General features: G+C 62.8%; 21 protein-coding genes. 16 read left to right on the plus strand and 5 right to left on the minus strand.

Going from position 1 to position 24,383, the window contains the following annotated elements; genetic code table 11:
- Window positions 1-63: 63 nt before the first annotated feature.
- The 11 genes from pepB to ABD847_RS07505 all read left to right on the plus strand — a co-directional run bounded on the left by pepB (window position 64) and on the right by ABD847_RS07505 (window position 11,199).
- Window positions 64-1,365, plus strand: a complete 1,302-nt coding sequence (gene pepB, locus ABD847_RS07455; RefSeq protein ID WP_345011550.1) for an aminopeptidase PepB — start codon at window positions 64-66, stop codon at window positions 1,363-1,365.
- Window positions 1,366-1,499: 134 nt separating this feature from the next.
- A complete protein-coding gene (gene ndk / locus ABD847_RS07460) occupies window positions 1,500-1,931 on the plus strand; it encodes a nucleoside-diphosphate kinase (protein WP_345011552.1) in 432 nt (143 codons plus the stop codon).
- A 159-nt stretch (window positions 1,932-2,090) separates the two neighbouring features.
- Window positions 2,091-3,209, plus strand: a complete 1,119-nt coding sequence (gene rlmN / locus ABD847_RS07465) for a dual-specificity RNA methyltransferase RlmN (RefSeq protein WP_345011554.1) — start codon at window positions 2,091-2,093, stop codon at window positions 3,207-3,209.
- Between the two features lie 26 nt (window positions 3,210-3,235).
- Window positions 3,236-4,015, plus strand: coding sequence for a type IV pilus biogenesis/stability protein PilW (gene pilW, locus ABD847_RS07470; RefSeq protein ID WP_345011556.1), 780 nt, complete (start codon window positions 3,236-3,238; stop codon window positions 4,013-4,015).
- Window positions 4,005-4,946, plus strand: coding sequence for a RodZ domain-containing protein (locus ABD847_RS07475; RefSeq protein ID WP_345011558.1), 942 nt, complete (start codon window positions 4,005-4,007; stop codon window positions 4,944-4,946). The genes pilW and ABD847_RS07475 overlap by 11 nt, the downstream gene beginning before the upstream one ends.
- Window positions 4,947-4,950: 4 nt before the next feature.
- A complete protein-coding gene (gene ispG, locus ABD847_RS07480; protein WP_345011560.1) occupies window positions 4,951-6,069 on the plus strand; it encodes a flavodoxin-dependent (E)-4-hydroxy-3-methylbut-2-enyl-diphosphate synthase in 1,119 nt (372 codons plus the stop codon).
- 100 nt (window positions 6,070-6,169) lie between these two features.
- Window positions 6,170-7,444: a histidine--tRNA ligase gene (gene hisS, locus ABD847_RS07485; RefSeq protein WP_345011562.1), complete on the plus strand. Its 1,275-nt coding sequence runs from the start codon at window positions 6,170-6,172 to the stop codon at window positions 7,442-7,444.
- 2 nt (window positions 7,445-7,446) lie between these two features.
- On the plus strand, window positions 7,447-8,097 hold the full coding sequence (locus tag ABD847_RS07490; protein ID WP_345011564.1) for a YfgM family protein: 651 nt from the start codon (window positions 7,447-7,449) through the stop codon (window positions 8,095-8,097).
- On the plus strand, window positions 8,078-9,274 hold the full coding sequence (gene bamB / locus ABD847_RS07495; protein ID WP_345011566.1) for an outer membrane protein assembly factor BamB: 1,197 nt from the start codon (window positions 8,078-8,080) through the stop codon (window positions 9,272-9,274). Before ABD847_RS07490 ends, bamB begins: the two co-directional genes overlap by 20 nt.
- Before the next feature lie 75 nt (window positions 9,275-9,349).
- The gene (der, locus tag ABD847_RS07500) at window positions 9,350-10,852 is read left to right on the plus strand and encodes a ribosome biogenesis GTPase Der (RefSeq protein ID WP_345011568.1); all 1,503 of its coding nucleotides are present in this window, start codon (window positions 9,350-9,352) and stop codon (window positions 10,850-10,852) included.
- A 116-nt stretch (window positions 10,853-10,968) separates the two neighbouring features.
- On the plus strand, window positions 10,969-11,199 hold the full coding sequence (locus tag ABD847_RS07505; protein ID WP_345011570.1) for a zinc ribbon domain-containing protein: 231 nt from the start codon (window positions 10,969-10,971) through the stop codon (window positions 11,197-11,199).
- A 75-nt stretch (window positions 11,200-11,274) separates the two neighbouring features.
- Here the strand turns inward: ABD847_RS07505 and ABD847_RS07510 are convergent, their stop codons facing one another.
- Window positions 11,275-11,412 carry a hypothetical protein gene (locus ABD847_RS07510; protein ID WP_345011572.1) on the minus strand — a complete coding sequence of 46 codons (138 nt, stop codon included), beginning with the start codon at window positions 11,410-11,412 and terminating at the stop codon, window positions 11,275-11,277.
- A gap of 87 nt (window positions 11,413-11,499) precedes the next feature.
- Complete coding sequence (mltF, locus tag ABD847_RS07515) at window positions 11,500-13,044, minus strand: membrane-bound lytic murein transglycosylase MltF (RefSeq protein WP_345011574.1); 1,545 nt, start codon at window positions 13,042-13,044, stop codon at window positions 11,500-11,502.
- Window positions 13,045-13,212: 168 nt separating this feature from the next.
- Here mltF and purL point away from each other — a divergent pair, with 168 nt between their 5' ends.
- Window positions 13,213-17,103 (plus strand): phosphoribosylformylglycinamidine synthase, encoded by a 3,891-nt coding sequence (gene purL, locus ABD847_RS07520; RefSeq protein ID WP_345011577.1) that lies wholly within the window; start codon window positions 13,213-13,215, stop codon window positions 17,101-17,103.
- Window positions 17,104-17,162: 59 nt separating this feature from the next.
- Here purL and ABD847_RS07525 read toward each other — a convergent pair whose 3' ends face one another.
- On the minus strand, window positions 17,163-17,648 hold the full coding sequence (locus ABD847_RS07525; RefSeq protein ID WP_425568436.1) for an NlpC/P60 family protein: 486 nt from the start codon (window positions 17,646-17,648) through the stop codon (window positions 17,163-17,165).
- A 161-nt stretch (window positions 17,649-17,809) separates the two neighbouring features.
- Between ABD847_RS07525 and cls the strand changes: the two genes are divergently transcribed.
- Window positions 17,810-19,285, plus strand: coding sequence for a cardiolipin synthase (gene cls, locus ABD847_RS07530; protein ID WP_345011580.1), 1,476 nt, complete (start codon window positions 17,810-17,812; stop codon window positions 19,283-19,285).
- A 119-nt stretch (window positions 19,286-19,404) separates the two neighbouring features.
- Window positions 19,405-20,697: a DUF945 family protein gene (locus tag ABD847_RS07535; protein WP_345011582.1), complete on the plus strand. Its 1,293-nt coding sequence runs from the start codon at window positions 19,405-19,407 to the stop codon at window positions 20,695-20,697.
- 68 nt (window positions 20,698-20,765) lie between these two features.
- On the opposite strand, the gene ABD847_RS07540 is transcribed toward ABD847_RS07535, so the two are convergent.
- Both ABD847_RS07540 and purU read right to left on the minus strand, forming a co-directional pair.
- Window positions 20,766-21,488, minus strand: a complete 723-nt coding sequence (locus ABD847_RS07540) for an SIMPL domain-containing protein (RefSeq protein WP_345011584.1) — start codon at window positions 21,486-21,488, stop codon at window positions 20,766-20,768.
- A 123-nt stretch (window positions 21,489-21,611) separates the two neighbouring features.
- Window positions 21,612-22,448: a formyltetrahydrofolate deformylase gene (gene purU, locus ABD847_RS07545; RefSeq protein ID WP_345011586.1), complete on the minus strand. Its 837-nt coding sequence runs from the start codon at window positions 22,446-22,448 to the stop codon at window positions 21,612-21,614.
- Between the two features lie 199 nt (window positions 22,449-22,647).
- On the opposite strand from purU, the gene ABD847_RS07550 reads away from it, so the two are divergent.
- Both ABD847_RS07550 and ABD847_RS07555 read left to right on the plus strand, forming a co-directional pair.
- On the plus strand, window positions 22,648-23,583 hold the full coding sequence (locus ABD847_RS07550; RefSeq protein WP_345011588.1) for an ADP-ribosylglycohydrolase family protein: 936 nt from the start codon (window positions 22,648-22,650) through the stop codon (window positions 23,581-23,583).
- The gene (locus ABD847_RS07555) at window positions 23,564-24,382 is read left to right on the plus strand and encodes an NAD(+)--dinitrogen-reductase ADP-D-ribosyltransferase (RefSeq protein WP_345011590.1); all 819 of its coding nucleotides are present in this window, start codon (window positions 23,564-23,566) and stop codon (window positions 24,380-24,382) included. The genes ABD847_RS07550 and ABD847_RS07555 overlap by 20 nt, the downstream gene beginning before the upstream one ends.
- The last annotated feature ends 1 nt before the right edge of the window (window position 24,383 follow it).

Consider the following 24,383-nt stretch of genomic DNA (forward strand, 5'->3'; position numbering starts at 1 on the left):
AACAGGCCACCTGCGGGTGGCCTGGTCTGTTTTTGTCTTGTTGCATCATAAGGATCCCTTCGCATGTCTGCTGTCATGAAGATTCTGTTGTCCCAACAGCCTGCCGACCCCCAATGGGGCGAGCAGGCCCTGCTGAGTTTTGTCTCCACCGGCGCCCTGATCCATCTGGGGGCCGACGCCGGGGAGTGGCTGCGTCAGATCCAGCGCGCCGGCCGTCGTCTGGATGGTCAGGGGATCAAGCAGGTTTGTCTGTCCGGCGAGGGCTGGGATCTGGAGCGGCGCTATGCCTTCTATCAGGGCTTCTACAATCCCCGCGGCAAGCAGAGCCTCTACCTGGGGGAGATGCCGGTGGCCGAGCAGGCGCAACTGGACGCCTTGCTGGAATGCACCCGCTGGGTGCGGGAGATCACCAACGGCACGCCGGAAGACATCTATCCCCAGAGCCTGAGCGAGCAGGCCGCCGAATTTATCCGCCGCCAGGCGCCCGAGGCGGTATCGACCCGCTTCATCGTCGGCGAGGAGCTGCGGGAGCTGGGCATGGTGGGGATCTACGGCGTGGGCCGTGGCAGCGATCGTCCGCCTGTGCTGCTGGAGCTGGACTACAACCCCAGTGGCGATGACAGCACGCCTGTGCTGGCTTGTCTGGTGGGCAAGGGCATCACCTTCGACTCCGGTGGTTACAGCCTCAAACCCTCTGATGTGATGCTGCCCATGAAGTCCGACATGGGCGGCGCCGCCATGGTCAGTGGCGCCCTGGCGTTGGCCATCCGTCAGGGGCTCAAGGCGCGCATCAAGCTGTTCCTGTGCTGTGCCGAGAACCTGGTGAGCGGTAACGCCTTCAAGCTGGGGGACATACTCACCTATCGCAACGGCGTGACGGTGGAGGTGCAGAACACCGACGCCGAGGGGCGCCTGGTGCTGGCCGATGGCTTGATCAATGCCAGCGAGACCGGCTGCCGCTATCTGCTGGATGCCGCGACCCTGACCGGTGCCGCCAAGGTGGCCCTGGGACGGGATTATCACGGCGTTTTCAGCCTCAAGGAGCAAGACGCCTTTGCCCTGTGCCAGCTGGCCCGCAGCCAGCAGGAGCAGTGCTGGCCGCTGCCGCTGGCCGCCTGGCACCTGCCCATGCTCAGCTCCTCCTTTGCCGAGCTGGGCAACATCGCCGGCGCCGAAGGCACACCGGGTGCCACCACGGCGGCGGCCTTCCTGTCTCGTTTTGTGGGCAAGGGGGTGGACCAGTGGCTGCATCTGGACTTGTCGGCCTCTTATCAGAAGAACGCCAACGACCTGTGGGCCCCCGGTGGCAAGGGCCACGGCGTGCGCACCATCGCCGCCTGGCTGCAGCAGGTGGCGCAATCTTGAGCCGCGCGGGTCAGGGCAGTGAGAGTTAGTTAAAAGATTTAACAAAAACGCCTGTTTGCCCGTGTCAGATGGGCGTGCATCCGTATAATCGGAAGCACGCCCTTGTTTTGACGGCGCTTAAGGAGTCCATGTCCATGACCATTGAACGTACCTTTTCCATCATCAAACCCGACGCTGTGGGGCGCAATCTCGTCGGCGACATCTATCATCGTTTCGAAAATGCCGGCCTGCAGATCATCGCCGCCAAGATGCTGCATCTGAGCCGTGAGCAGGCCGAAGGCTTCTATGCCGAACACCAGGGCAAGCCGTTTTATGATCCCTTGATCAAGTTCATGACCTCAGGGCCCATCATGGTTCAGGTGCTGGAAGGCGAGGATGCCATTCGCCGTCACCGGGAGGTGATCGGCGCCACGGATCCCGCCAAGGCACAGGCCGGTACCATTCGGGCCGACTATGCCAGCTCGGTGCAGCAAAACGCCGTGCACGGCTCCGATAGCACCACCTCGGCGGAGCGTGAAATTGCCTATTTTTTCACCACGGAAGAGATTTGCCCGCGCACCCGCTAACTCAATGACACGGCAGCAAAAAGTTGCATGCTATCCAACAGGGGAGCCCAGGCTCCCCTGTTGTTTTAGCCGTCACCCGCGGCCGGGCTCCCTAGCATAGCTGAAACAATATTTGTACAATGCCGCCCCCAAAGCTGGTAGTTCATCACAGAGGCCCCCATGAGCGAGTCAAAAATCAATCTGCTGGATCTGGATCGCAAGGCGATGCGCGCCTTCTTCACCGACATCGGTGAGAAGCCGTTTCGTGCCGATCAGGTCATGAAGTGGCTCTATCACTTCGGCTGTGATGATTTTGCCGCCATGACCGACATCAACAAGACGCTGCGGGAGAAGCTGCAGCAGCGCTGCGAGATCCGCGCGCCCGAGATCAGCCGGGAACAGCGCTCCGCGGACGGCACCATCAAGTGGGCCATGCTGGTGGGGGATCAGGAGGTGGAGACCGTCTACATCCCCGAGGAGGACAGGGCCACCCTGTGCGTCTCCTCCCAGGTGGGCTGCGCCCTGGAGTGTAAGTTCTGCTCCACCGCCCAACAGGGCTTCAACCGCAACCTCAAGGTGTCCGAGATCATCGGTCAGGTGTGGCGGGCGGCCAAGGTGCTGGGCTTCTCCAAGGAGACCGGCAAACGCCCCATCACCAACGTGGTGATGATGGGTATGGGCGAGCCCCTGCTCAATCTGGCCAACGTGGTGCCGGCCATGGAGCTGATGATGGATGACTTCGGCTTCGGACTGTCCAAGCGGCGGGTAACCCTCTCCACCTCCGGGGTGGTGCCGGCGCTGGACAAGCTGGGCGACATGATTGACGTGGCACTGGCCATCTCCTTGCACGCGCCCAACGACGCCTTGCGCTCCGAGATCATGCCCATCAACGACAAGTACAACATCGACGACTTCCTGTCGGCGGTGCGTCGCTACCTTGAGAAGTCCAATGCCAACCAGGGGCGGGTGACGGTGGAGTATGTGCTGCTGGATCACATCAACGACGACATGCAGCATGCCCACGAGCTGGCCAAGACTCTGAAGGACACGCCGAGCAAGATCAACCTGATCCCCTTTAATCCCTTCCCGGGCAACCCCTACGGCAAGCCCAGCAACAGCCGGATCGATCGTTTCGCCAAGGTGCTGATGGAGTATGGCTTTACCGTCATAGTGCGCAAAACCCGCGGCGACGACATAGATGCGGCCTGTGGTCAACTGGTAGGTGACGTGATCGACAGAACCAAGCGAACCATGAAAAAACGGATGCAAGACGAGGGTATTTCGGTCAAAATGCTTTGAAATCCAGTCCGTTATTGCTCAAAAGCATGAAAACTAACACCTTGTTGGCTTGGGCAGTGTTGGCGCTGCTGCCCGGCTGTGTAACCGAAACCACCTATATCGGCAACAACACATCCCGTGCCGCCCAATCCGTTGATGCGGTGGCCGCGGCCAAGACCCGGGTCGAGCTGGCGGTGGGCTACATGAAAAAAGGGGATCTGAGCCAGGCCAGATTTAATCTGGACAAGGCGCTTTCCCTGGATCCCCACAATGCCGATGCCTATCTGACCCTGGCGTATTACTACCAGAAGGTCGGCGATATCAAGTCCGCCGACGCGACCTACCGCAAACTGCTCTCCCTGCACAGTTCAGATGCCAACGCCATGAACAACTATGGCGTCTTCCTGTGTAAGCAAAAACGCTACGATGATGCCGAGCGCCAATTCCTCAAGGCGGTGACTCAGCCTGATTATGTGGACATGGACGATACCTATGAAAATGCCGGCTACTGCGCTAGCGTGGCGGGCAACAAGGATAAGGCCTTGCAGTATTACGATCAGGCGGTACGCTACAATCCCCGCAAGGGCCGGGCCTGGTTGGCCAAGACGAGCCTAGAGCTGGATGCCAATCGGCGTGAAGCTGCCGGAGTGTCGCTTAGCCGCTACGCCCAGTTGGGTTTGCCGGAAACGGCAGAAAGTTTGTGGCTACGCTTGCGTCTGGCGCAGGAGCTGGGAGAATTGGCCCAATTGCATAAGTTCGGCGGCGAGCTGGTACGTCGCTTTCCGGACTCCGCTCAAGCAAAAAGATACATAAACAATGACTACTGAATCCCACACCGTTCCGGCATCCGACGATCAGGATGCCCGTCCCAGCCCTGGTTTGATGTTGCGTTCCGCCCGTGAGCAGCGTCAGCTGTCTCAGGCTGAGGTAGCCGCCCGTCTCAACCTGCGGGTTTCGCTTATCCGGGATCTGGAGCTGGACCGCTTCGATCAGAAGACCGCCAGCACCTTTACCCGGGGCTACATCAAGTCCTATGCCAAGCTGCTGGGGATCCCTGATGAACCCATAGTGGCGGCTTATGAGGCCATGGCCGAGCGGACGCCCGAATATGGCCATCAGATGCACAGCTTCTCCCGCCGCACCAGCCGCGAGGCCAGCGAGAACCGTCTGCGCTATGCCTCCTGGCTGGCGTTTATTGTCCTGGCGGTGGGCATGTTCGCCTGGTGGTGGCATCAGCCGGCGGAAACCCCCAAGACCAGCAATCTGGATGACACCATGCGGATGCTGGACAGCTCCACCGAATCCCTGGCCCCGGCCGTCTCGGCGAGCCAGCCGGTGGTGAGCGCCGCTGTGGCCGCTGCTGCTGAGTCCATCAGCGGGGCGCAGGCGACCGTGAGCGCGGCCGTTTCCGCCGCACCGGCCGTATCGGCCGCTGCCGCCCTGACACCCGCCGCGAACGCCGTGTCAGCGGCTGCCGTGACGGCGGCGCAGAGTGCCCCTGCTACCCCTGAGGCCGGGCAACTGGCACTGACCTTCAAGGCCGATTGCTGGCTGCGCATCACGGATGCCAGCGGCAAGGTGCTGCTGGAAGGTCTGAAGAAGGCCGGAGTGCAGCAGACGCTCTCCGGCCAGGCCCCGTACCGTCTGGTGGTGGGGGCGCCGCAGGCCCTGAGTCTGAATTTCGCCGGCGAGCCGGTGGACATGACCCGCTTCAAGGCCGGCCAGGTGGCCCGTTTTACCCTGCCAAGCAAGAGTTGATTGTATGAGTGACGTGGTATCCCCAATCAAGCGCCGGATCAGCAAACAGATCATGGTGGGCAAGGTGGCCGTTGGGGGTGATGCCCCCATCTCGGTACAGAGCATGACCAACACCCGGACCACGGATGTGGCCGCCACCGTGGCCCAGATCCAGGCCATTGCCCGGGCCGGCGCCGACATAGTGCGGGTGTCCGTCCCCACCATGGATGCGGCCGAGGCGTTTGCTCAGATCCGTCAGCAGGTGAGCCTGCCCCTGGTGGCGGACATTCACTTTGACTATCGCATCGCCCTCAAGGTGGCCGAATACGGCGCCGATTGCCTGCGGATCAACCCCGGCAACATAGGCACCGAAGATCGCATCCGCGCCGTGGTGGATTGCGCCCGGGACAGGAACATCCCCATTCGCATCGGTGTGAACGGCGGCTCCCTGGAGCGGGAGCTGATGGACAAGTACGGTGAACCGACCCCCGAGGCACTGGTGGAGTCGGCCCTGCGTCATGTGGACATTTTGGATCGGCTCAACTTTGACCAGTTCAAGGTCAGCGTCAAGGCCTCCGATGTCTTCCTGGCGGTGGAGGCCTATCGTCAGCTGGCCCGCCAGATCGAGCAGCCCCTGCACCTGGGCATCACCGAAGCCGGAGGTTTTCGCGCCGGAGCGGTCAAGTCCGCCATCGGGCTGGGGATGCTGCTGGCCGATGGCATCGGCGACACCCTGCGCATCTCCCTGGCCGCCGATCCGGTGGAGGAGGTGAAGGTGGGCTTCGATATCCTCAAGTCCCTGCGTATCCGCTCCCGCGGCATCAACTTCATCGCCTGTCCCTCCTGCTCCCGGCAGGAGTTTGATGTCATCGGCACCGTCAATGCCCTGGAGCAGCGGCTCGAAGATATCGTCACCCCCATGGATGTTTCCATCATCGGCTGTGTGGTCAATGGTCCTGGTGAGGCCCTGGTGTCCAACCTGGGACTGGCCGGCGCCAGCAAGAAGAGCGCCCTGTACGAGGATGGACAGCGGGTGGATCGGCTGGACAACCTGGATCTGGTGGATGCCCTTGAGGCCCGGATCCGTGCCAAGGTGGCCCGACTGGATCAAGGCAATCGCATCGATGTGACGCCCACCGAATGACGGTGTCCCTTTCCCGCCCGGGCGTTTTACCTCGGGTGGGAAACTCCCTATAATGCGGGCACTTTTTCTCCCTGGTTTCTAACTGCATTCGAGTACCAACGTGGCCAAACAGATCCAAGCTATTCGCGGCATGAACGATTGCCTGCCGGAGCAGACTCCGGTCTGGCAACTGGTTGAATCTTCCCTGCGCAACCTGATGGCCTCTTATGGCTACAGCGAGATGCGCATGCCCATCGTCGAGATGACCCACCTGTTCAAGCGGGCCATCGGTGAGGTGACCGACGTGGTCGAGAAGGAGATGTACACCTTCGACGATCGCAATGGCGACAGCCTGACCCTGCGTCCCGAGGGCACCGCCGGTTGTGTGCGGGCCTGTATCGAACATGGTCTGGTCTACAACCAGGAACGTCGCGTCTGGTATATCGGCCCCATGTTCCGCCACGAGCGTCCCCAGAAGGGGCGTTATCGCCAGTTTCATCAGTTCGGGGTGGAGGTGTTTGGCCTCAACGGCCCGGATATCGACGCCGAGCTGATCCTGTTGACCGCCCGGCTGTGGCGTCAACTGGGCATCAGTGAGCACCTGACCCTGCAGCTCAACACCCTGGGTTCCAGCGACGAGCGGGCCGCCCACCGTACCGCCCTGGTGGCCTTCTTGGAGCAGCACAAGGAGCGGCTGGACGAGGATTGCCAGCGTCGCATGTACAGCAACCCACTGCGGGTGCTGGACAGCAAGAACGCCGATATCCAGGCGCTGCTGGCGGATGCACCGCGGCTGGCCGATTTCTTCGGCGAGCAGAGCCGTGCCCACTTTGACGGCCTGCGTCAGCTGCTGGATGCCGCCGGCATCGCCTACGAGGTGAACGAGCGTCTGGTGCGCGGCCTGGATTACTACAACTACACCGTCTTTGAGTGGGTCACCCAGAGCCTGGGTGCCCAGGGCACCGTCTGTGGCGGCGGTCGCTACGATGGTCTGGTGGAGCAGTTGGGTGGTCAGGCCACCCCGGCCGTCGGCTTTGCCATGGGGCTGGAGCGCCTGGTGCTGCTGCTGGAAACCCTGGAGAAGACCGACAATGCCAAGGCGCCGGTTGACGTCTACCTCTGTACCATGGGGGACGGACTGACGGCGGCGGGCTTTGCCCTGGCGGAGCAGCTGCGGGAAGCCGTGCCGGCCCTGCGGTTGATGACCCATTGCGGCGGTGGCAATTTCAAGAAGCAATTGAAACGGGCCGACAAGGTGGGTGCCGAGTTGGCGCTCATCCTCGGCGAAGAGGAGGTGGCCCAGGGCGTGGTCACCGTCAAGGATCTCAAGCAGGGTGAGCAACAGACCCTCAAGGTAGCCGAGCTGATCCAGCTGCTGGCAGGCAAAGGAGCATAATCTTGGAAATCTACAACTCAGAAGAACAACAGGTCGAGGCCATCAAGCAGTGGTGGACGGAGAACGGCAAGTCCATCATCGCTGGCACAGTGCTGGGTCTGTTGGGCCTGTTTAGCTGGCGCTACTACAACGATTATCGTCAAGGTCAGCAGGAAGCGGCTTCTGCCGAGTATGCCCAGCTGATGGAGCAGATGCAGGCCGGTGGCGAGTCTGCCATCAAGGCCGGCGAAGCCTTCGTTGCCGCCCATAAGGACACCTATGGCGATCTGGCGGCGCTGCAGCTGGCGTCTGCCGCCATTGCGCAAAACCAGCTGCCGCTGGCGGTCGAACAGCTTAAGCGGGTGGCCACCACCAGCGAGAACGCTGAACTCAAGCCCCTGGCTACCCTGCGTCTGGCGCGGGTGCTGGGTGCCCAGGGTGATTATGCGGCGGCGCTTAACCTGTTGGATGAGCTCAAAGAAACTGCTTACGCCGGCCTGGTGGCCGAGGTGCGTGGCGATCTCTTCTTGATGCAGGGCGAAAAGGACAAGGCCCGTACTGCCTATCAGGCCGCCCTGGCGGCAGCCGGCATCAACGGCAATGCTGCCGTGTCTGCCAAGCTGGATGACCTGGCGAACGCTGAGGACAGTGCCGATGCCAAGCCGCAAGCCTAAGTCCCTGTCCCGCTGGAGCCTGCCCCTGCTGGTCACCCTGACCCTGTCGGGCTGTTCCCTGTTTGGTGGCGAGGAAGATGTGGTAGTGATGGATCCTGTGCCCCAAGCGCAGACCCAATTTGCCGCCAAGACCCTGTGGAAGCGCTCCGTCGGTGATGGGGTGGGCAACTATTACTCCCAACTGGCGCCGGTGATTGCCGACGAGCGCCTGTTTGCCGCCGCCCGGGATGGCCAGGTGGTGGCGCTGGACAAGCAGGATGGCCAGGTACTGTGGAAACAGGACCTGTCGGATCTGCCGGTGAACGACAACCGTCGCAGCCCGCGTCTGTCCGGTGGCCTGACTGCGTCCTATGAACACCTGTTTGTCGGTTCCGAGAACGGCGTGCTCTATTGCCTGTCCCAGGAGACCGGGGAGCTGGTGTGGCAGACCGAGGTGGCCGGGGAAATTCTGGCGGCGCCGGCGGTAGACGATGGCAAGGTGGTGGTGAATACCTCGGCCGGTCGACTGTTTGCCCTGGATGCCGAGGACGGTCATCTGCTCTGGACGGCCAGTGACGATCTGCCCAAGCTGACGTTGCGTGGCGTCTCCCGCCCGGTGATCACCTCTGGCGGTGTGCTGTATGGCCGCGCCGATGGTCGCCTGAACGTCTTGCTGCTGGAGAACGGTCAATTGGCGCACCTGGCCAAGGTGGCCAATCCCAGCGGTTCCACCGAGCTGGACCGCATGGTGGATGTGGATGCGGCCCCGCTGGTGCTGGGTAACGAGCTGTTTGCCATTGCCTATAATGGTGAGCTGGTGGCGCAGAAGCTGATCAGCGGCGATGAGCTGTGGAAGCGGCGCTACGCCTCATACCAGGATCTGGCCTTCGGTCTCATCGATCTGGTGCTGACCGACAGCAAGGGCCATGTCTACTCGGTGGATCGCTCCAACGGTCGTGAACGCTGGGCAAATAATCAGCTCTCCTATCGCAATGTGACTGCCCCCGTGGTGTTTGGTGACTATGTGCTGGTGGGCGATGGCGAAGGCTATCTGTATTGGCTGAGCGATACGGACGGTCAGATAGTGGCGATGCAGCAATACGACAGCGATGGCCTCTATGTGCCGCCGCTGGTGGATGGGGACACCCTGTACCTGCAGACTCGCAGCGGCGATCTGGTTGCGCTGCAGCGACCCTAACTGCCGGTTACTGTTATGTTTTTTGGCTCCTGATCCTGTGATCAGGGGCCTTTGTATTTGATAAATGAGGTCATTATGACACCTGTTGTTGCCCTGGTGGGCCGTCCCAATGTGGGCAAGTCCACCCTGTTTAACCGCCTGACCCGCACCCGGGATGCCCTGGTGGCGGACTTCCCCGGCCTGACCCGGGACCGTAAATACGGCCAGGCCAAGCTGGGCAGAATGGAATTTATCGTGGTGGACACTGGCGGTATCGATGGCTCCGAGGAGGGCATAGAGCTGCACATGGCGGAGCAGTCCCTGCTGGCCATCGAGGAGGCCGACGTGGTGCTGTTCCTGGTGGATGCCCGTGCCGGTCTCACCAGTGCCGACATCGGCATCGCCAACCATTTGCGTCGTCAGAAGAAGAAGGTCTTCCTGGTGGCCAACAAGGTCGATGGTCTGGATGGCGATTCCGTGGTGGGCGAGTTCTACGCCCTGGCATTGGGTGAGGTGTACCAAATGGCCGCGGCCCATGGTCGTGGTGTGCATGGTCTGCTGGAACAGGCCCTGACCCCGTATCTGGAGGATCTGCAGGACGACGGTGACGACGCTGACGGCGAGTCTGACGAAGATGCCGAGTGGGACAGTGGCTGGGAGCCGGAGCCCACCGAGGCGGAACTGGCGGCCGCCGAGCAGGAGTCCATCGAGGATGCGGTGCCCTTTGCTGATCTGCCCATCAAGTTTGCCATCGTCGGCCGGCCCAACGTGGGTAAGTCCACCCTGACTAACCGCATGTTGGGCGAGGAGCGGGTCATCGTCTTCGACATGCCGGGCACCACCCGGGACTCCATCTATATCCCGCTGGAGCGTGATGGTCAGCAGTACATCGTCATCGACACCGCCGGGGTGCGTAAGCGCAAGAAGGTCTACGAGACGGTGGAGAAGTTCTCCGTCATCAAGACGCTGCAGGCCATCGAAGATGCCAACGTGGTGATCCTGGTAATCGATGCCCGTGATGGTCTGTCCGACCAGGATCTGAGTCTGCTGGGCTTCACCATCCAGACCGGTCGCTCCATCGTCATCGCGGTGAACAAGTGGGATGGCCTGGATCAGGATGTGAAGGACGACATCAAGGAGACGCTGGAGCGCCGTCTGGGCTTTGTCGACTTCGCCCGCATCCACTTCATCTCCGCCCTGCACGGCACGGGGGTTGGCCACCTGTTTGAGTCGATTCAGGAAGCCTACCAGTCCGCCACCCGACGGGTGAGCACCGCCATGGTGACCCGCATCATGCGCATGGCTACCGACGATCACCAGCCGCCGCTGGTGCGCGGTCGTCGGGTCAAGCTCAAGTATGCTCATGCCGGGGGCTACAACCCGCCGCGTATCATAGTGCACGGCAACCAGGTCAAGGATCTGCCTGACTCCTACAAGCGCTATCTCATCAACTACTTCCGTCGCGCCTTGAAGATCATGGGAACCCCGATTCATGTGGAGTTCCAGGAGGGGGATAACCCCTTCGAAGGCAAGAAGAACAAGTTGACCCAGAGTCAGATCCGCAAACGCCGTCGTCTGATGAAGTTCGTCAAGAAGTAAGCGCCGGACTGGCAGTTAAGGTCGAGGGGCCCGCAGGCCAAGAGCACATTGCGTGCATTGGGGGCCCATCACAAGCATGAGCGGGAGCCCTGGCTCCTGAGGATGGAGACAAGGACATGGCATATCTATTGAGTTGTCCGGCCTGCCAGGCCGAGGGGCTGGATCCCCGTCGCAGCGAGACCAGCTGCACCCAGTGCGGCAAGGCGTTTCGCCTGACCCCCCACTGCCCGGACTGTGATAGCGAGCTGGAACGGGTCCAGGCCTGTGGCGCGGTGGACTTCTTCTGTAACCGCTGCAATAACCTGGTATCCAAACGGGCGGCACGCTACGACATCCAGCCGCAATGAGGCGGGACACGCCATCAACCAAAAAGGAGCCTTAAGGCTCCTTTTTTGTGGTGGTGTGCAGAGAAACTCTGCGGTTTAGTAGCTCTGTGTCAGGAAGAAGGACAACCTGCGGGTGGCCAGCTTGCGTACGCGACGAATGGTGACCCGTCTGCGTTGCCCATACCAGGGCTCGGTACGTTTCCGACGCTGCAATACCCCTCTTTTTCTTCTCATAATGGTACCTCCTGAGGGTGGGCAGTCTGATCGACTGTCAGTTTCGATACTAACAGAAAATTCCGCTGAAAAAAGCCTGTTCAGCTGTCAGGAGGAGGAGGGGATAGGGTCCCGGCTCTGACCGGTAGCCGGGGGCGCTACCGGCTGGGGCTCTGGCGTCACTGGCGCTGTGCCATCGGTCGCCGTATCGGTCATCTCAGGCTGGCTGCGGGTCGCTATGTTTAGCCAGCTTTGGCGGAACTGACGCCGCTCCTCCTGCTGGCGCTCGGTGGCATCGTACATGCGCAGGCTCTGGTAGTAGCGGCGGATGTTGTTGACATAGAGCCGGGCTTCCCGGCCACGGGCATAGCCATAGCGGGTCTTGCTGTACCATTTGGCCTCGTGCAGCAACGGCAGGCTGTCTTTGACATCCCGCCAGGCGTCCGGGTTGCCGCCCCTGAGCTTGGTGAGGCGCCGGGCATCCAGCATGTGGCCATAACCCATGTTGTAGGCCACCAGGGCAAACCAGATCTTCTCATCCTTGGGGACCGAGTCCGGCACCTTGTCGATGAGCTGGCGCAGGTAGGCTGCGCCCCCCTTGATGCTCTGCTCCGGATCCTTGCGATCGGCGATGCCCAGCTCCTTGGCGGTATCCAGGGTCAGCATCATCAGACCCCGCACGCCTGTGTAGGAGCGGGCCTCCTCGTTCCAGTGGGACTCCTGATAGCTGATGGCCGCCAGCAGCCGCCAGTCGAGATCCTGGGCATAGGACTCAAAAAGTTGGCGGTACTTGGGCAGTATCTCCCGGACCCGCTGCAAGAAGGTATGGGTATCCACATAGTCAAAGGCCTGCACATGGCCGAAGTACTTCTCATCCAGCTTGGCCAGGGTGCCGTCCTGCTGCCGCTGGCCGAAGAAGTCGATGAGAGCGGCATACAGGGTATCGTCTTCCTGTCTTGAGAGGGCCCAGCCTACCGGGGTGGGGGGGGAGAGGGTCATGGCCTCGGCCAACTCGGGATAGAAGCGCTGGTTCTGGGCCAGCAGGGTGTCATCCACTATGGTGTAGGCAATCTTGCCCTCGGCCACCTCCCGCAGCAGGGCCTCACCGTCCCCCTCGTCCTCAACCCGCCAGGGCAGGCCATCAAACTGCTGACTCAGGCTCTGCAGCAGATCCGCATGGCTGGAGCCCTTGACCACGACGATGGGCTCCTTGATGTCGGCCAGGGAGCCGGGACGGGGCTTGCCATTGCGATAGACCAGCTTCTGCTGCACCAGGTAATAGGAGGGGGTAAAGCGCAGCCACTGCAGGCGCTTGGGGGTGACGGCCAGGGCGGCGGCAATGAAGTCCACCTTGCCGTGACTGAGCAGATCGAACAGTTGCTGGGTCTGGAAGGCGGGTACGATCTTGAGCCGTACTCCCAGGGAGTCGGCAAAGCGTTTGGCCAGTTCGTAGTCCAGGCCGGTGGGGGCACTGTCCAGCAGCCGGTAGGTGGTGCTGCTGTACAGGGTGCCGACCCGCAGTTCACCGCGTCGTTTTATTTCGTTGAGCTGGTTTTGCCCCGCTTGTGGGCTACAAGCGCTAAGAAGCAAAACACCAATCAACAAAATCAACAGGTTAACTCTTGTATGGAATAGGCTAACTCTACTGTGCAAGGGTTTTCCCGGTTATCGGTTGCTCGGAATTTATACCAAAGCCCCTGTTGGTTGTCACACCCTTATGCTGGCCAAACGTTTGTCTCTTGCGGTCGACATCACAAAGCCCCCTCCCTATAATACGCGCACTGCGTTTTCCCCCCTCCCAACCAAACGAGAATTGGCACCATGGAAATCTTACGAGGAGCGCCCGCGCTGTCTGAATTTCGCATCAGCAAGCTGCTGGCCAACTTTGCCGAACTGGGCTTGGACATCACCGACCTCTACGCGGAATATGTCCACTTTGCCGAGCTGAGCGCCCCCCTGGATGCGGCCCAACAAGACACCTTGGCGAAGTTGCTGACCTACGGTCCTACCATCGCCGAGCACGCGCCCAACGGTCATCTGTTCCTCGTTACTCCTCGCCCCGGCACCATCTCCCCCTGGTCTTCCAAAGCCACCGACATCGCCCATAACTGTGGTCTGAGCCAGGTGGTGCGACTGGAGCGGGGCATCGCCTATTACGTGGCGGCGGCGAGCCTGGATGCCGAGCAGCGCCGGCAGGTATCTGTCCTGCTGCATGACCGCATGATGGAGGTGGTGTTTGACAGCCTGCAGGCCGCCGAGGCCCTGTTTGCCCACCACGTGCCCAAGCCCCACACCAGTGTGGATGTGCTGGGTGGCGGCCGTGCCGCCCTGGCCGAGGCCAACGTGCAGCTGGGTCTGGCGCTGGCCGAGGACGAAATCGACTACCTGGTGGCCAGTTTCCAGAAGCTGGGTCGCAACCCCAACGACATCGAACTGTACATGTTCGCTCAGGCCAACTCCGAGCACTGCCGGCACAAGATCTTCAACGCCGACTGGACCATCGACGGGGTCAAGCAGGACAAGTCTCTGTTCAAGATGATCAAGAATACCTACGAGCAGCACAGTGACTATGTGCTGTCGGCCTACAAGGACAACGCCGCCGTCATGGTGGGTTCCGAAGCCGGTCGCTTCTTCCCCAGCCCGGAAACCGGCGAGTATCAGTACCATCAGGAGCCGATCCAGATCCTGATGAAGGTGGAAACCCACAACCACCCCACCGCCATCTCCCCCTTCCCGGGGGCGGCCACCGGCTCCGGCGGCGAGATCCGTGACGAAGGCGCCACCGGCCGCGGCTCCAAGCCCAAGGCCGGCCTGTGCGGCTTCTCCGTCTCCAACCTGCGGATCCCCGGTCATCAACAGCCGTGGGAAACCGACTTCGGCAAGCCCGGCCGCATCGTCACCGCCCTGGATATCATGATCGACGGCCCCTTGGGCGCCGCCGCCTTCAACAACGAGTTCGGTCGTCCCAACATCCTGGGCTACTTCCGTACCTATGAAGAGAAGGTCCCCAGCCACAACGGGGTGGAGATCCGCGGCTATCACAAGCCCATCATGCTGGCCGGTGGTCTGGGCAACATCCGTGACGAGCACGTGCAAAAGGGCGAGATCCCGGTGGGAGCCAAGCTCATTGTGCTGGGTGGCCCGGCCATGAACATAGGTCTGGGGGGCGGCGCGGCCTCCTCCATGACCTCAGGCCAGTCCGCCGAGGATCTGGACTTTGCCTCGGTGCAGCGGGACAACCCCGAGATGGAGCGCCGCTGCCAGGAGGTCATCGACCGCTGCTGGCAGATGGGGGAAGACAACCCCATCGTCTTCATCCACGACGTGGGGGCTGGTGGCCTGTCCAACGCCATGCCGGAGCTGGTGAACGACGGCGAGCGCGGTGGTCGCTTCGAGCTGCGCAAGGTGCCCAACGACGAGCCGGGCATGAGCCCGCTGGAGATCTGGTGTAACGAATCCCAGGAGCGCTACGTGCTGGCGGTGGCCGCCGATCAACTGGCCAAGTTTGAAGAGCTGTGCCGCCGTGAGCGCGCCCCCTATGCGGTGGTGGGCGAGGCCACCGAAGAGCGTCACCTGACTCTGTCTGACAGCCACTTCGGCAACCAGCCCATCGATCTGCCCCTGGAGGTGCTGCTGGGCAAGCCGCCCAAGATGCACCGTCAGGTCAGTCGCCTGCCGGCCCAGGGCCAGGCCCTGCAGCTGGACGGCGCCACCGTCAAGGAAGCGGCCGAGCGCATTCTGCGTCTGCCCACCGTGGCTGAGAAGACCTTCCTCATCACCATTGGCGACCGGACCGTGACCGGTCTCGTTGCCCGGGATCAGATGGTGGGTCCCTGGCAGGTGCCGGTGGCCGACTGCGCCGTCACCGCCGCCAGCTACGACACCTATGCCGGTGAAGCCATGTCCATGGGGGAACGCACCCCGGTGGCCCTGCTGGATCACGGCGCCTCCGCCCGCTTGGCGGTGGCCGAGGCCCTCACCAACCTGGCGCCGGCCCAGATCGGCGATCTGACCCGGGTCAAGCTCTCCGCCAACTGGATGGCCGCCGCCGGTCACCCTGGCGAAGATGCCGGCCTCTACGAGGCGGTGAAGGCGGTGGGCGAGGAGCTGTGCCCCGAGCTGGCCATCACGGTACCGGTGGGCAAGGACTCCATGTCCATGAAGACCCGCTGGGAGCAGGATGGACAGCAGCGGGAGGTGATCGCGCCCCTGTCCCTCATCATCACCGCCTTTGCCCGAGTAGAAGACGTGCGCAACACGGTCACGCCGCAGCTGCGCAGCGATCTGGGGGAGAGCGATCTCATCCTCATCGACCTGGGTAACGGCAAGAATCGTCTGGGCGGCTCCTGTCTGGCTCAGGTCTACAAGCAGCTGGGCGACGTGGCACCGGATGTGGACAGCCCCACCCAGCTCAAGGCCTTCTTCAATGCCGTGCAGGCCCTGGTGGCGGAGCGCAAGCTGCTGGCCTACCATGACCGCTCCGACGGCGGCCTGTTCACCACCTTGGCGGAGATGGCCTTCGCCGGCAAGACGGGCCTGACGGTGGCGCTGGATCAGCTGGGCCACGACGATCTGGCGGTGCTGTTTGCCGAAGAGCTGGGTGCCGTCATCCAGGTGCGCCGTGATGACAAGGAAGCCGTGCTGACCACCCTGGCCGGCCACGGCCTGGCCAGCTGCACCTATGTCATCGGCAGCCTGAACGATGACGATCAGCTGCGCTTTACCCGCAACGGGCAGAACGTGCTGTGCGAAAGCCGCGTGCACCTGCGTACCATCTGGGCCGAGACTACCCATCAGATGCAGGGGCTGCGGGACAACCCGGCCTGTGCCGACGCCGAGTTCAAGGCCAAGTTTGATGCCCAGGATCCCGGTCTGCATGCCAACCTCAGCTTCGACGTGCATCAGGATGTGGCTGCGCCCTATATCGCCAAGGGACTGCGTCCTCGGGTGGCCATCCTGCGCGAGCAGGGGGTCAACTCCCACAGCGAGATGGCGGCGGCGTTCGATCGAGCCGGCTTTGCCTGTCAGGACGTGCACATGAGCGACGTGCTGGGTGGTCGTATCCAGCTGGCGGACTTCCAGGGGCTGGCGGCCTGTGGCGGCTTCTCCTACGGGGACGTGCTGGGGGCCGGCGAAGGCTGGGCCAAGTCCATCCTGTTCAACCCGCGGGCCCGCGAGCAGTTCCAGGGCTTCTTCCATCGGCAGGACACCTTCGCCCTGGGGGTCTGTAACGGTTGCCAGATGATGTCGAACCTCAAGGATCTGATCCCCGGTGCCGAGCTGTGGCCGCGCTTCGTGCGCAACGAGTCCGAGCGCTTCGAGGCCCGCTTCAGCCTGGTAGAAGTGCAGGCGTCACCGTCGCTGTTCTTCGCCGGCATGGCCGGTTCCCGCATGCCCATCGCCGTGTCCCACGGTGAAGGCCGGGTGGAGGTGCGGGATGCCCAGCACCTGGCGGCCATCAATGCCAGCGGGACCGTGGCGGTGCGCTTCAGCGACCACTACGGTCAGGCCACCGAAGCCTACCCCTTCAACCCCAACGGCTCGCCCACCGGGGTAACGGGGCTGACCACCACAGACGGCCGAGTCACCATCATGATGCCGCACCCTGAGCGGGTGATGCGCACCGTGGCCAACTCCTGGCACCCGGACGAGTGGGGCGAGAGCAGCCCCTGGATGCGGATGTTCCGCAACGCCCGGGTCTGGTTGGGCTAAGCAGACAAGTTAGCGCAGAAGCAAAAAGCCGCCTGATGGGCGGCTTTTTTATGCAGCATTCAGGGCAGACGGCGGGCCTGCCAGTAGTGGCGCGACCAGTAGGGATTGTCCAGTTCGGAGATGATGACACCGCGGCTCGTCGAGGCGTGCAGGAACTGGCGATCCTTGAGGTAGATGCCCACGTGGCGGGTGCTGTAGCCGGTCTTGAAGAACAGCAGATCCCCGGGCTGCAGCGCCTGCTGACTCACCTGTCGCCCCTGAGTCGCCTGGCCCGAGGTATCCCGCGGCAGATCCAGGCCGAAGCGCTCGGCGAAGGTGAGCTGGACGAAGCCAGAGCAATCCACGCCGTGACGGCTCTGGCCGCCCACCCGGTAGGGCACGCCTTTCCAGTGGTGATACTGCTCGAACAGCTGGGCGCGGATCAGCAAGGGATCCGCCAGCAGATTGCTGTCGATGGCCGCTGGAGCCGTGTGGGAGGCCGGCGGCGGGCTTTGACAACCCGCCAGCAGCAAGAGGGTCAGGGCCAGGGGCAGGACAGGGCGCAGCACGGGGAACTCCCTCCAATGAAAGCTGAAACTGCTGCACAGGGTGGGGGATTTTACGGGTTCAGGCAAGTCTTCTCCCATCTTGGGTGGTGGATGTGCTCTGCCAGGCTGGTTTTGTGCCAGATGAGACGGTAACGTGTGGCAAAAAACAGGAGAGCGATGTGCAAGGGGACTGGGATCTACTCAAGCTGGCCTACGAGTTTCTCGGCTGGCTACTGTTTGCCGGCTACCTGGCCTTGATGGTGGGGATCTCGGTGCGGGTGGTGATGAAGCGTCGGCCCATCGGTGTCTCCCTGGCCTGGTTGTTTCTCATCTACATACTGCCGGGCTTGGGGATCGTCGGCTACCTGCTGTTTGGCGAAATTCGCCTGGGGCGCAAACGGGTAGAGCGGGCGAAGGCCATGTACAGCCCCTATGCCCGCTGGATCCGCGAGCTGGTGCGCCAGTTTGCTCAGCCCCAGGCCGAGCCCAGCCATCAGGCCCAGCCCTTGGTGGAGCTGGTGGAGGCGCGACTGGGCTCCCCCCTGCTCAAGGGCAACCGACTGGCCCTGCTGACCGAACCCAACGAGATCCTGTTTGCCCTGGCCCGTGATATTCAGGCCAGCCGGGTCTCCTGCTTCCTGGAGTTCTATATCTGGCAGCCGGGGGGCTGGGTGGATGAGGTGGCTGAGGCGCTCATCGGGGCGGCTGGCCGGGGTGTGGAGTGCCGGGTACTGCTGGACTCGGTGGGCAGCGCCGCCTTCTTCAAGACTGACTGGCCCAGCCGGCTCACGGAGTCTGGCGTCCATCTTGTTGAGGTGCTGCCGGTGGGGGCCTGGCGTATTCCCTTGCAGCGCCAGGATCTGCGCATGCACCGCAAGCTGGTGGTCATCGACGATCAGGTGGCCTATACGGGTTCCATGAACCTGGTGGATCCGCGCTTCTTCAAGCGCGGTGCCGGGGTGGGGCAGTGGATTGACATCATGGTGCGGCTGCAAGGGCCCGTGGTGCCGCTGTTCTGGTCACTGTTTGTGCAGGATTGGGAGATGGAGACCGGCGAGCGTCTGCTGGAGGCGCAGCAGCACAATCCCGAATACCTGAAGGACCCGGATCAGCAGGTGCAATTGGTGCCATCCGGCCCCTTCACCGGCGGCGACTGTATCCAGCAGATCCTGTTGCAATCCATCTATCAGGCCCGCCATACCCTGGTGTTCACCACCCCCTATTTTGTGCCGGACGATCCTCTGGTGGCCGCCTTGCAGGTGGCGGCGGAGCGCGGGGTGCGGGTGCAGCTGATCCTGCCGGCCAAGAACGATTCCCTGATGGTGACCTTTGCCAGTCAGGCCTTCTTCGAGGAGCTGCTGGCCTCCGGGGTGGAGATCTACCGCTTCCACGATGGGCTGCTGCACACCAAGAGCGTGCTGGTGGATGATGCCCTGGCCCTGGTGGGCACGGTGAACCTGGACAGGCGCAGCCTCTGGCTCAACTTCGAGGCCACCCTGCTGGTGGATGACCCCGGCTTTGCCGGTGAGCTGGCGCGGGTGCAGCAGGACTACCTGCGGCGGGCCCGCCCCATGAGCTGGCAACAGTGGCGCCAGCGCTCCCGCTGGCACAGATTGCGGGAAAACCTCTTCTACCTGCTCAGTCCACTGCTCTGACCGCGGCTTATCCGGGATAAGTTCAAAAAATCAAGTCGTTATCCTTGCCCCTATTCGGGGCAGGGATTACCGTGCTGCCAGCTGATTCTTGTCACCTCCCGCGTAAGGATACGGATCTCATGAACAGGAAACTCACCGTGGCCCTGCTGGTCGGCTTGGGCGGTCTGGCCTATGTGGCCGGTTGTGCCAACAGCAGCCGGCTGTTTGATGGCCAGCGGCAGCAGGCTCTGGCCCAGCTCAATCAGTTGCCCGGTGTCCACGCCCAGTGGCAGAGCCTGGATGATGGCTGGTTTCGCAGTCAGGGCCAGTTGCACCTGACCCTGGATCAGGCCTTCTTCGACCGCTACCTGGGAGAGCAGGCGCCTGTGCTGGAGGCGCCACTGGAGTTTAGCACCAGCCTGTTCCAGTCCTTCACCCCCTGGGGGGTCACCGGCCAGGGCAATCTGGATCAAAGCCGTGGCAGCCTGGGCCGCTGGCTCGAGGCCCATCATCAGGCCAGCCTGCCGCTGGCGCTCAACTGGCAGGCCGGGCTGTTTACCGCCGGACTCGATATCGAGCTCAGCCTGGAGAGCTGGCAGTTTGCCGATGCCGACGGCAAGTTGAGCTGGTCGCCGCTGCATCTGACCGCCCGGGGGCTAGGGGAGGACGCCATCAGCGTCGACCTCAGCTGGCAGGGTTTGACGGCCAGCGCCGCCAGCTTGCATTCCCAGGTAACGGTGCAACCGCTGAACCTGAACCTGGCGCTCCAGCGCCTGGGGCGGGCCTGGCATGCGCCCCACAGTGAGCTGACGCTCAAGGGCCTGCACCTGCTGCAGCCTGGACAGCAGCTGACGCTGGCGGGTTTGAGTCTCAGTAGTGAGGAGACGGAACAGGGGACCGGCCTGGATGGGCGGCTGGATCTGCACTATCAGGTGGGGATGGACAGCCTGCAGGTGCAGGAGGCCGATGGCAGCCACCGCCTGGACAAGTTACAGCTGGACCTGACGCTGGATGGGGTGGATCGCATGGGTTATGAGACGGTCCTCAACCAGCAGCAAAGCGGCGCGCCCCAGGAGCCGGAGTTGGCCTTGGCCAGCCTCAGCCTGATGGGGCAAAAAGGGCTCAAGATTGGTCTGACACCGCTGCAGGTGGTGATCGATCAGGCCCCGTTGAAGCTATCGGGTGAGCTAACCCTGCCGCCTTATGATGTGACGGCCCAGCCGAGCCCCTTGCTGCTGCTGCAACAGAGTCAAGGCGAGCTGCAGGTGGAGCTGGCGCCCCAGCTGGCCGAGCAGATCCCCCAGTTGGCGGCCAACCTGGATAAGCTGCTGCAGACTGGCTACCTCAGACGCAACGAGCTGGGTAACCTGCTGGTGGAGTTCAAGCTGGCTGACCACAGGGCCACCGCCAACGGCCTGCCGTTGCCGCTGTAAACGAACGTCACGCGGATAAACAAACGGCCCCCAAGTGGGGGCCGTTTTGTTATGGCAAGCCGAGGGCATTAATCCCCCAGGTAATACTCGATGGTGGAGACGATGCGCACCTTCTTGATGTAGGGGGTGTTGCTGTCCCTGTCCTCTATGCTGAACTGCCCCTGGCTGGCGTGCTTGATCTTGCCCAGTCGGCTTTGGGAGTCCTGGGCGAACTTGCCGGCCACCTCCCGGGCATTCTGGGTGGCCTCGGCAATCATCTCGGGCTTGAGCCGGTTGAGATCGGTAAACAGGAACTGGGTGCGGTTGTCGTAATCCTGGCCGGTGAGGGCGATGCCGGCTTGACCCAGCTGGCCTATCTGCCCCATGGCGGTGCGCACCTTGTCGATCTGACGGCTGTAGACGGTCACCGTCATGGCGCCGGTATAGCGGCCCTGATTGATGGTGGCTTCGTTGTAGCCCTGAGCCTGCCGATCCACCAGGCTGGGTTGGGAGACGGAGATCTCCTCGGCGGTAAAGCCCTGCTGCTGCAAGAAGTGCTGGATGCGGGCGCGCTTGTCATCCAGGGTGGCGTACAGGCTCGGCAGCTCGTTGCCCACCTCGGTGAAGCGGATGGGCCAGATGGCCACGTTGGCCGGCACTTCCCGTTCCGACAGTCCCTTGACCACCACGCTGCGATCCATGCCGCGGAATTTGAGCATGCCCTCGGCCAGCAGGGCCCCCAGGGCGATGAGGCCGATGCACAGCAAGCCCCCCAGAAACAGTGAACTCATGATATTGCGCTGGAATTGCATGCTCTCTCCTGTTGTATGGCGGACGGGTTGGGATTGGGTCAGTTGTGAGTCTATGCCGCCGGACGCGCAGCAGCCAGGCCTGAAAACACACGGGGCGGGGATTGCTCCCCGCCCCGTGGCGACTTATTTGAAGACCACCGTCTTGTTGCCGTGGACGAACACCCGTTCCTCCAGCACCTGCCGCAGGCCTCGGGTCAGCACCAGGCGCTCCACGTCGCGGCCGGCCTTGGCCATGTCCTCGGCGCTGAAGCTGTGATCCACCGGGATCACGTGCTGGTCGATGATGGGACCTTCGTCCAGGTCGTCGGTGACGAAGTGGGCGGTGGCGCCGATGATCTTCACGCCGCGCTCATAGGCCTGCTGATAGGGGCGGGCACCGATGAAGGCCGGCAGGAAGGAGTGGTGGATGTTGATGATGCGATAGGGATAGGCCGATACGAATTCTGGGGTCAGCACCCGCATGTACTTGGCCAGCACCACATAGTCCGGGGTGTAGCCGTCGATCACCGCCCGCATCTGTACCTCGTGTTCCTCACGGCTGAGGCCTTCGTGGCTGACATGGTGGAAGGGGATGCCGAACTTGGTGGCCAGATCCTCGAGCTTGTCGTAGTTACCCACCACGGCGGCGATTTCCACATCCAGGGCGCCTTCGTAGCTCTTCATCAGGATGTCGCCCAGGCAGTGGGCCTCCTTGGTCACCAGGATCACCACCCGCTTCTTGCCGGCGGCCACCAGACGGCGCTTGGCGCCCATTGGCAGGGTATCATCCAGATCTGCCAGCAGGGTCTCGTCGTTGAAGCGACCCTCCAGCTCGGTACGCATGAAGAAGCGGCCGTGGGCATGATCCACGAACTCGTCGTTCTTGATGATGTTGAGCTGGTGCTTGTAGCAGATGTAGGTGATCTTGGCGATGAGACCTTGTGCGTCCGGGCAATCGGTGAGCAGAATCTTGCGCTTCATCCTGTAGGTGTTCCTGGCTGACTCGTAATAAGTCGGACACTATGCCACAAATTTTCCGCTTTGCCAGGGCCGGGGCGGACAAAGCCACGGCGGGGTGGGCGGGCTTTGACCTAACGCAAAAGGATGAGCCCGGGCCTGGGGCAGCATAGGGCTCTGCGCTGAACGTGGCTTGGCTGCAGGCCTACAACAAGGAGGGCAGATGACACAGGATGTGGATCGCGCCAAGGGGTGTCTGGTGGGGCTCGCCATCGGCGATGCCATCGGCACCACACTGGAGTTTCGTCCGCGGGGCAGCTTCAGCCCGCTGCAGGACATGCACGGCGGCGGGCACTTCTGCCTGCCCAAGGGCCACTGGACCGACGACACCTCCATGGCCCTGTGCCTGGGGGAGAGCCTGCTGGCCTGTGACGGCTTCGATGCGGCGGATCAGATGCGCCGTTACTGCGACTGGCTGGACAACGGCTACCAGAGCAGCCTGGGAGTCTGCTTTGACGTGGGCATGACGGTGCAGTCGGCCCTGCGCCGCTTTCAAAAAAGCGGCAACCCCTACAGCGGCGCCCGCTCCCGCTGGAGCTCCGGCAACGGCTCCATCATGCGCCTGGCCCCCGTGGTCATCGCCTATCAGGCCGATCTGAGGGCCTGTCGCCACTATGCGGCCCTAAGCTCCCGCACCACCCACGCCTCGCCCCTGTGTCTGGACGCCTGCGGCCTGTTTGGCGAGCTGCTCTGGCGCCTGCTGCAGGGCCAGGACAAGGCCCAGGCGCTGCAAGCCTGCCAGTTGCCCACCGAGCCCGAATTGGCGACGCTGCAGGGCGGTAGCTTTATCGACAAGTCCTATGCGGCCTTGAAGGGCAGTGGCTTCGTGGTGGAGAGCCTGGAGGCGGCCCTGTGGTGCTTCTGGCACACCGACAGCTTTGCCGAGTGCGTGCTGGCGGCCGCCAACCTGGGGGATGACGCGGACACCACGGCGGCGGTGGCCGGCCAGCTGGCCGGCGCCCATTACGGCCATGGGGCCATTCGGGACGAATGGTGCCAGGCCCTGCACCGCCATCATGATATTGCGGCCCTGGCGGCGGCACTGCATGGGTTGGCGCCGCAGGATGTGGGGGCGCGGCTTGCTGATCTCCCTGCCTGAGCCCTACAGCCTGCCGGATGACTGGCTGGCCCTGCCGTTCAACCATTGCAACCTGCCAGCCCGCTACCTGGCCTGCCTGGCCTTCCAACTGGAGCCGGTGGCCCTGCAGCTGGACGGGGTGCACCTGCTGTATGCCGACTTGTTCGACCGGCTGGATGCCTGCCCGGATCGCCGTACGCGGCGCCGCTGCTTCATCGACTTCATGGCGGTGCGCTTTCACCTGCCGGCCGCCGACTTGCCCGAGGTGCCGGCCATGGGGCCCGTGCCGCGGCCGCGGCTGCACTATGGTCAGCTGCTGCTGGGCTGGCTGTTTGACTCGGATAACCAGCAAGGGGCCATCTGGCGGCAGTGGGTGGAGTCGCGCTTTGGCCTCTGTACCCGCTTCTACAAGGAGCCCATCACGGGGCCCGATGACCCGGCCTATGGCCGCTTCCTGCACACTGCCGGCTGGGCCGGGTACAACAGCAATGCCCTCTATGATCAGCTGGACCTGCTCTACAGCTTCTGCCAGTACCAGCTGGTGCGGGACTTTCCCCTGCGCCGCCGCCTGACCCTGTATCGCGGCGGCACCGAGCGGCCGACCCACAGCTTCGAGGGGCAGCCCGTCATGCTGCTCAACAACCTCTGCTCCTGCACCGACAACCCGGAGGAGGCCTTTCGCTTCGGCCCGCGGGTCTTTGCGCTGGAGGTGCCGCTGCCCAAGATCGTCTGCTATCAGCAGCTGTTGCCCAGCGTGCTGCAGGGGGAGGGGGAGTACATGGTGCTGGGGGGCTGTTATCCTGTGACCCCCTATGCCTGAT

The organism is Pseudaeromonas paramecii, assembly GCF_039540575.1.
GTDB lineage: Bacteria > Pseudomonadota > Gammaproteobacteria > Enterobacterales > Aeromonadaceae > Pseudaeromonas > Pseudaeromonas paramecii.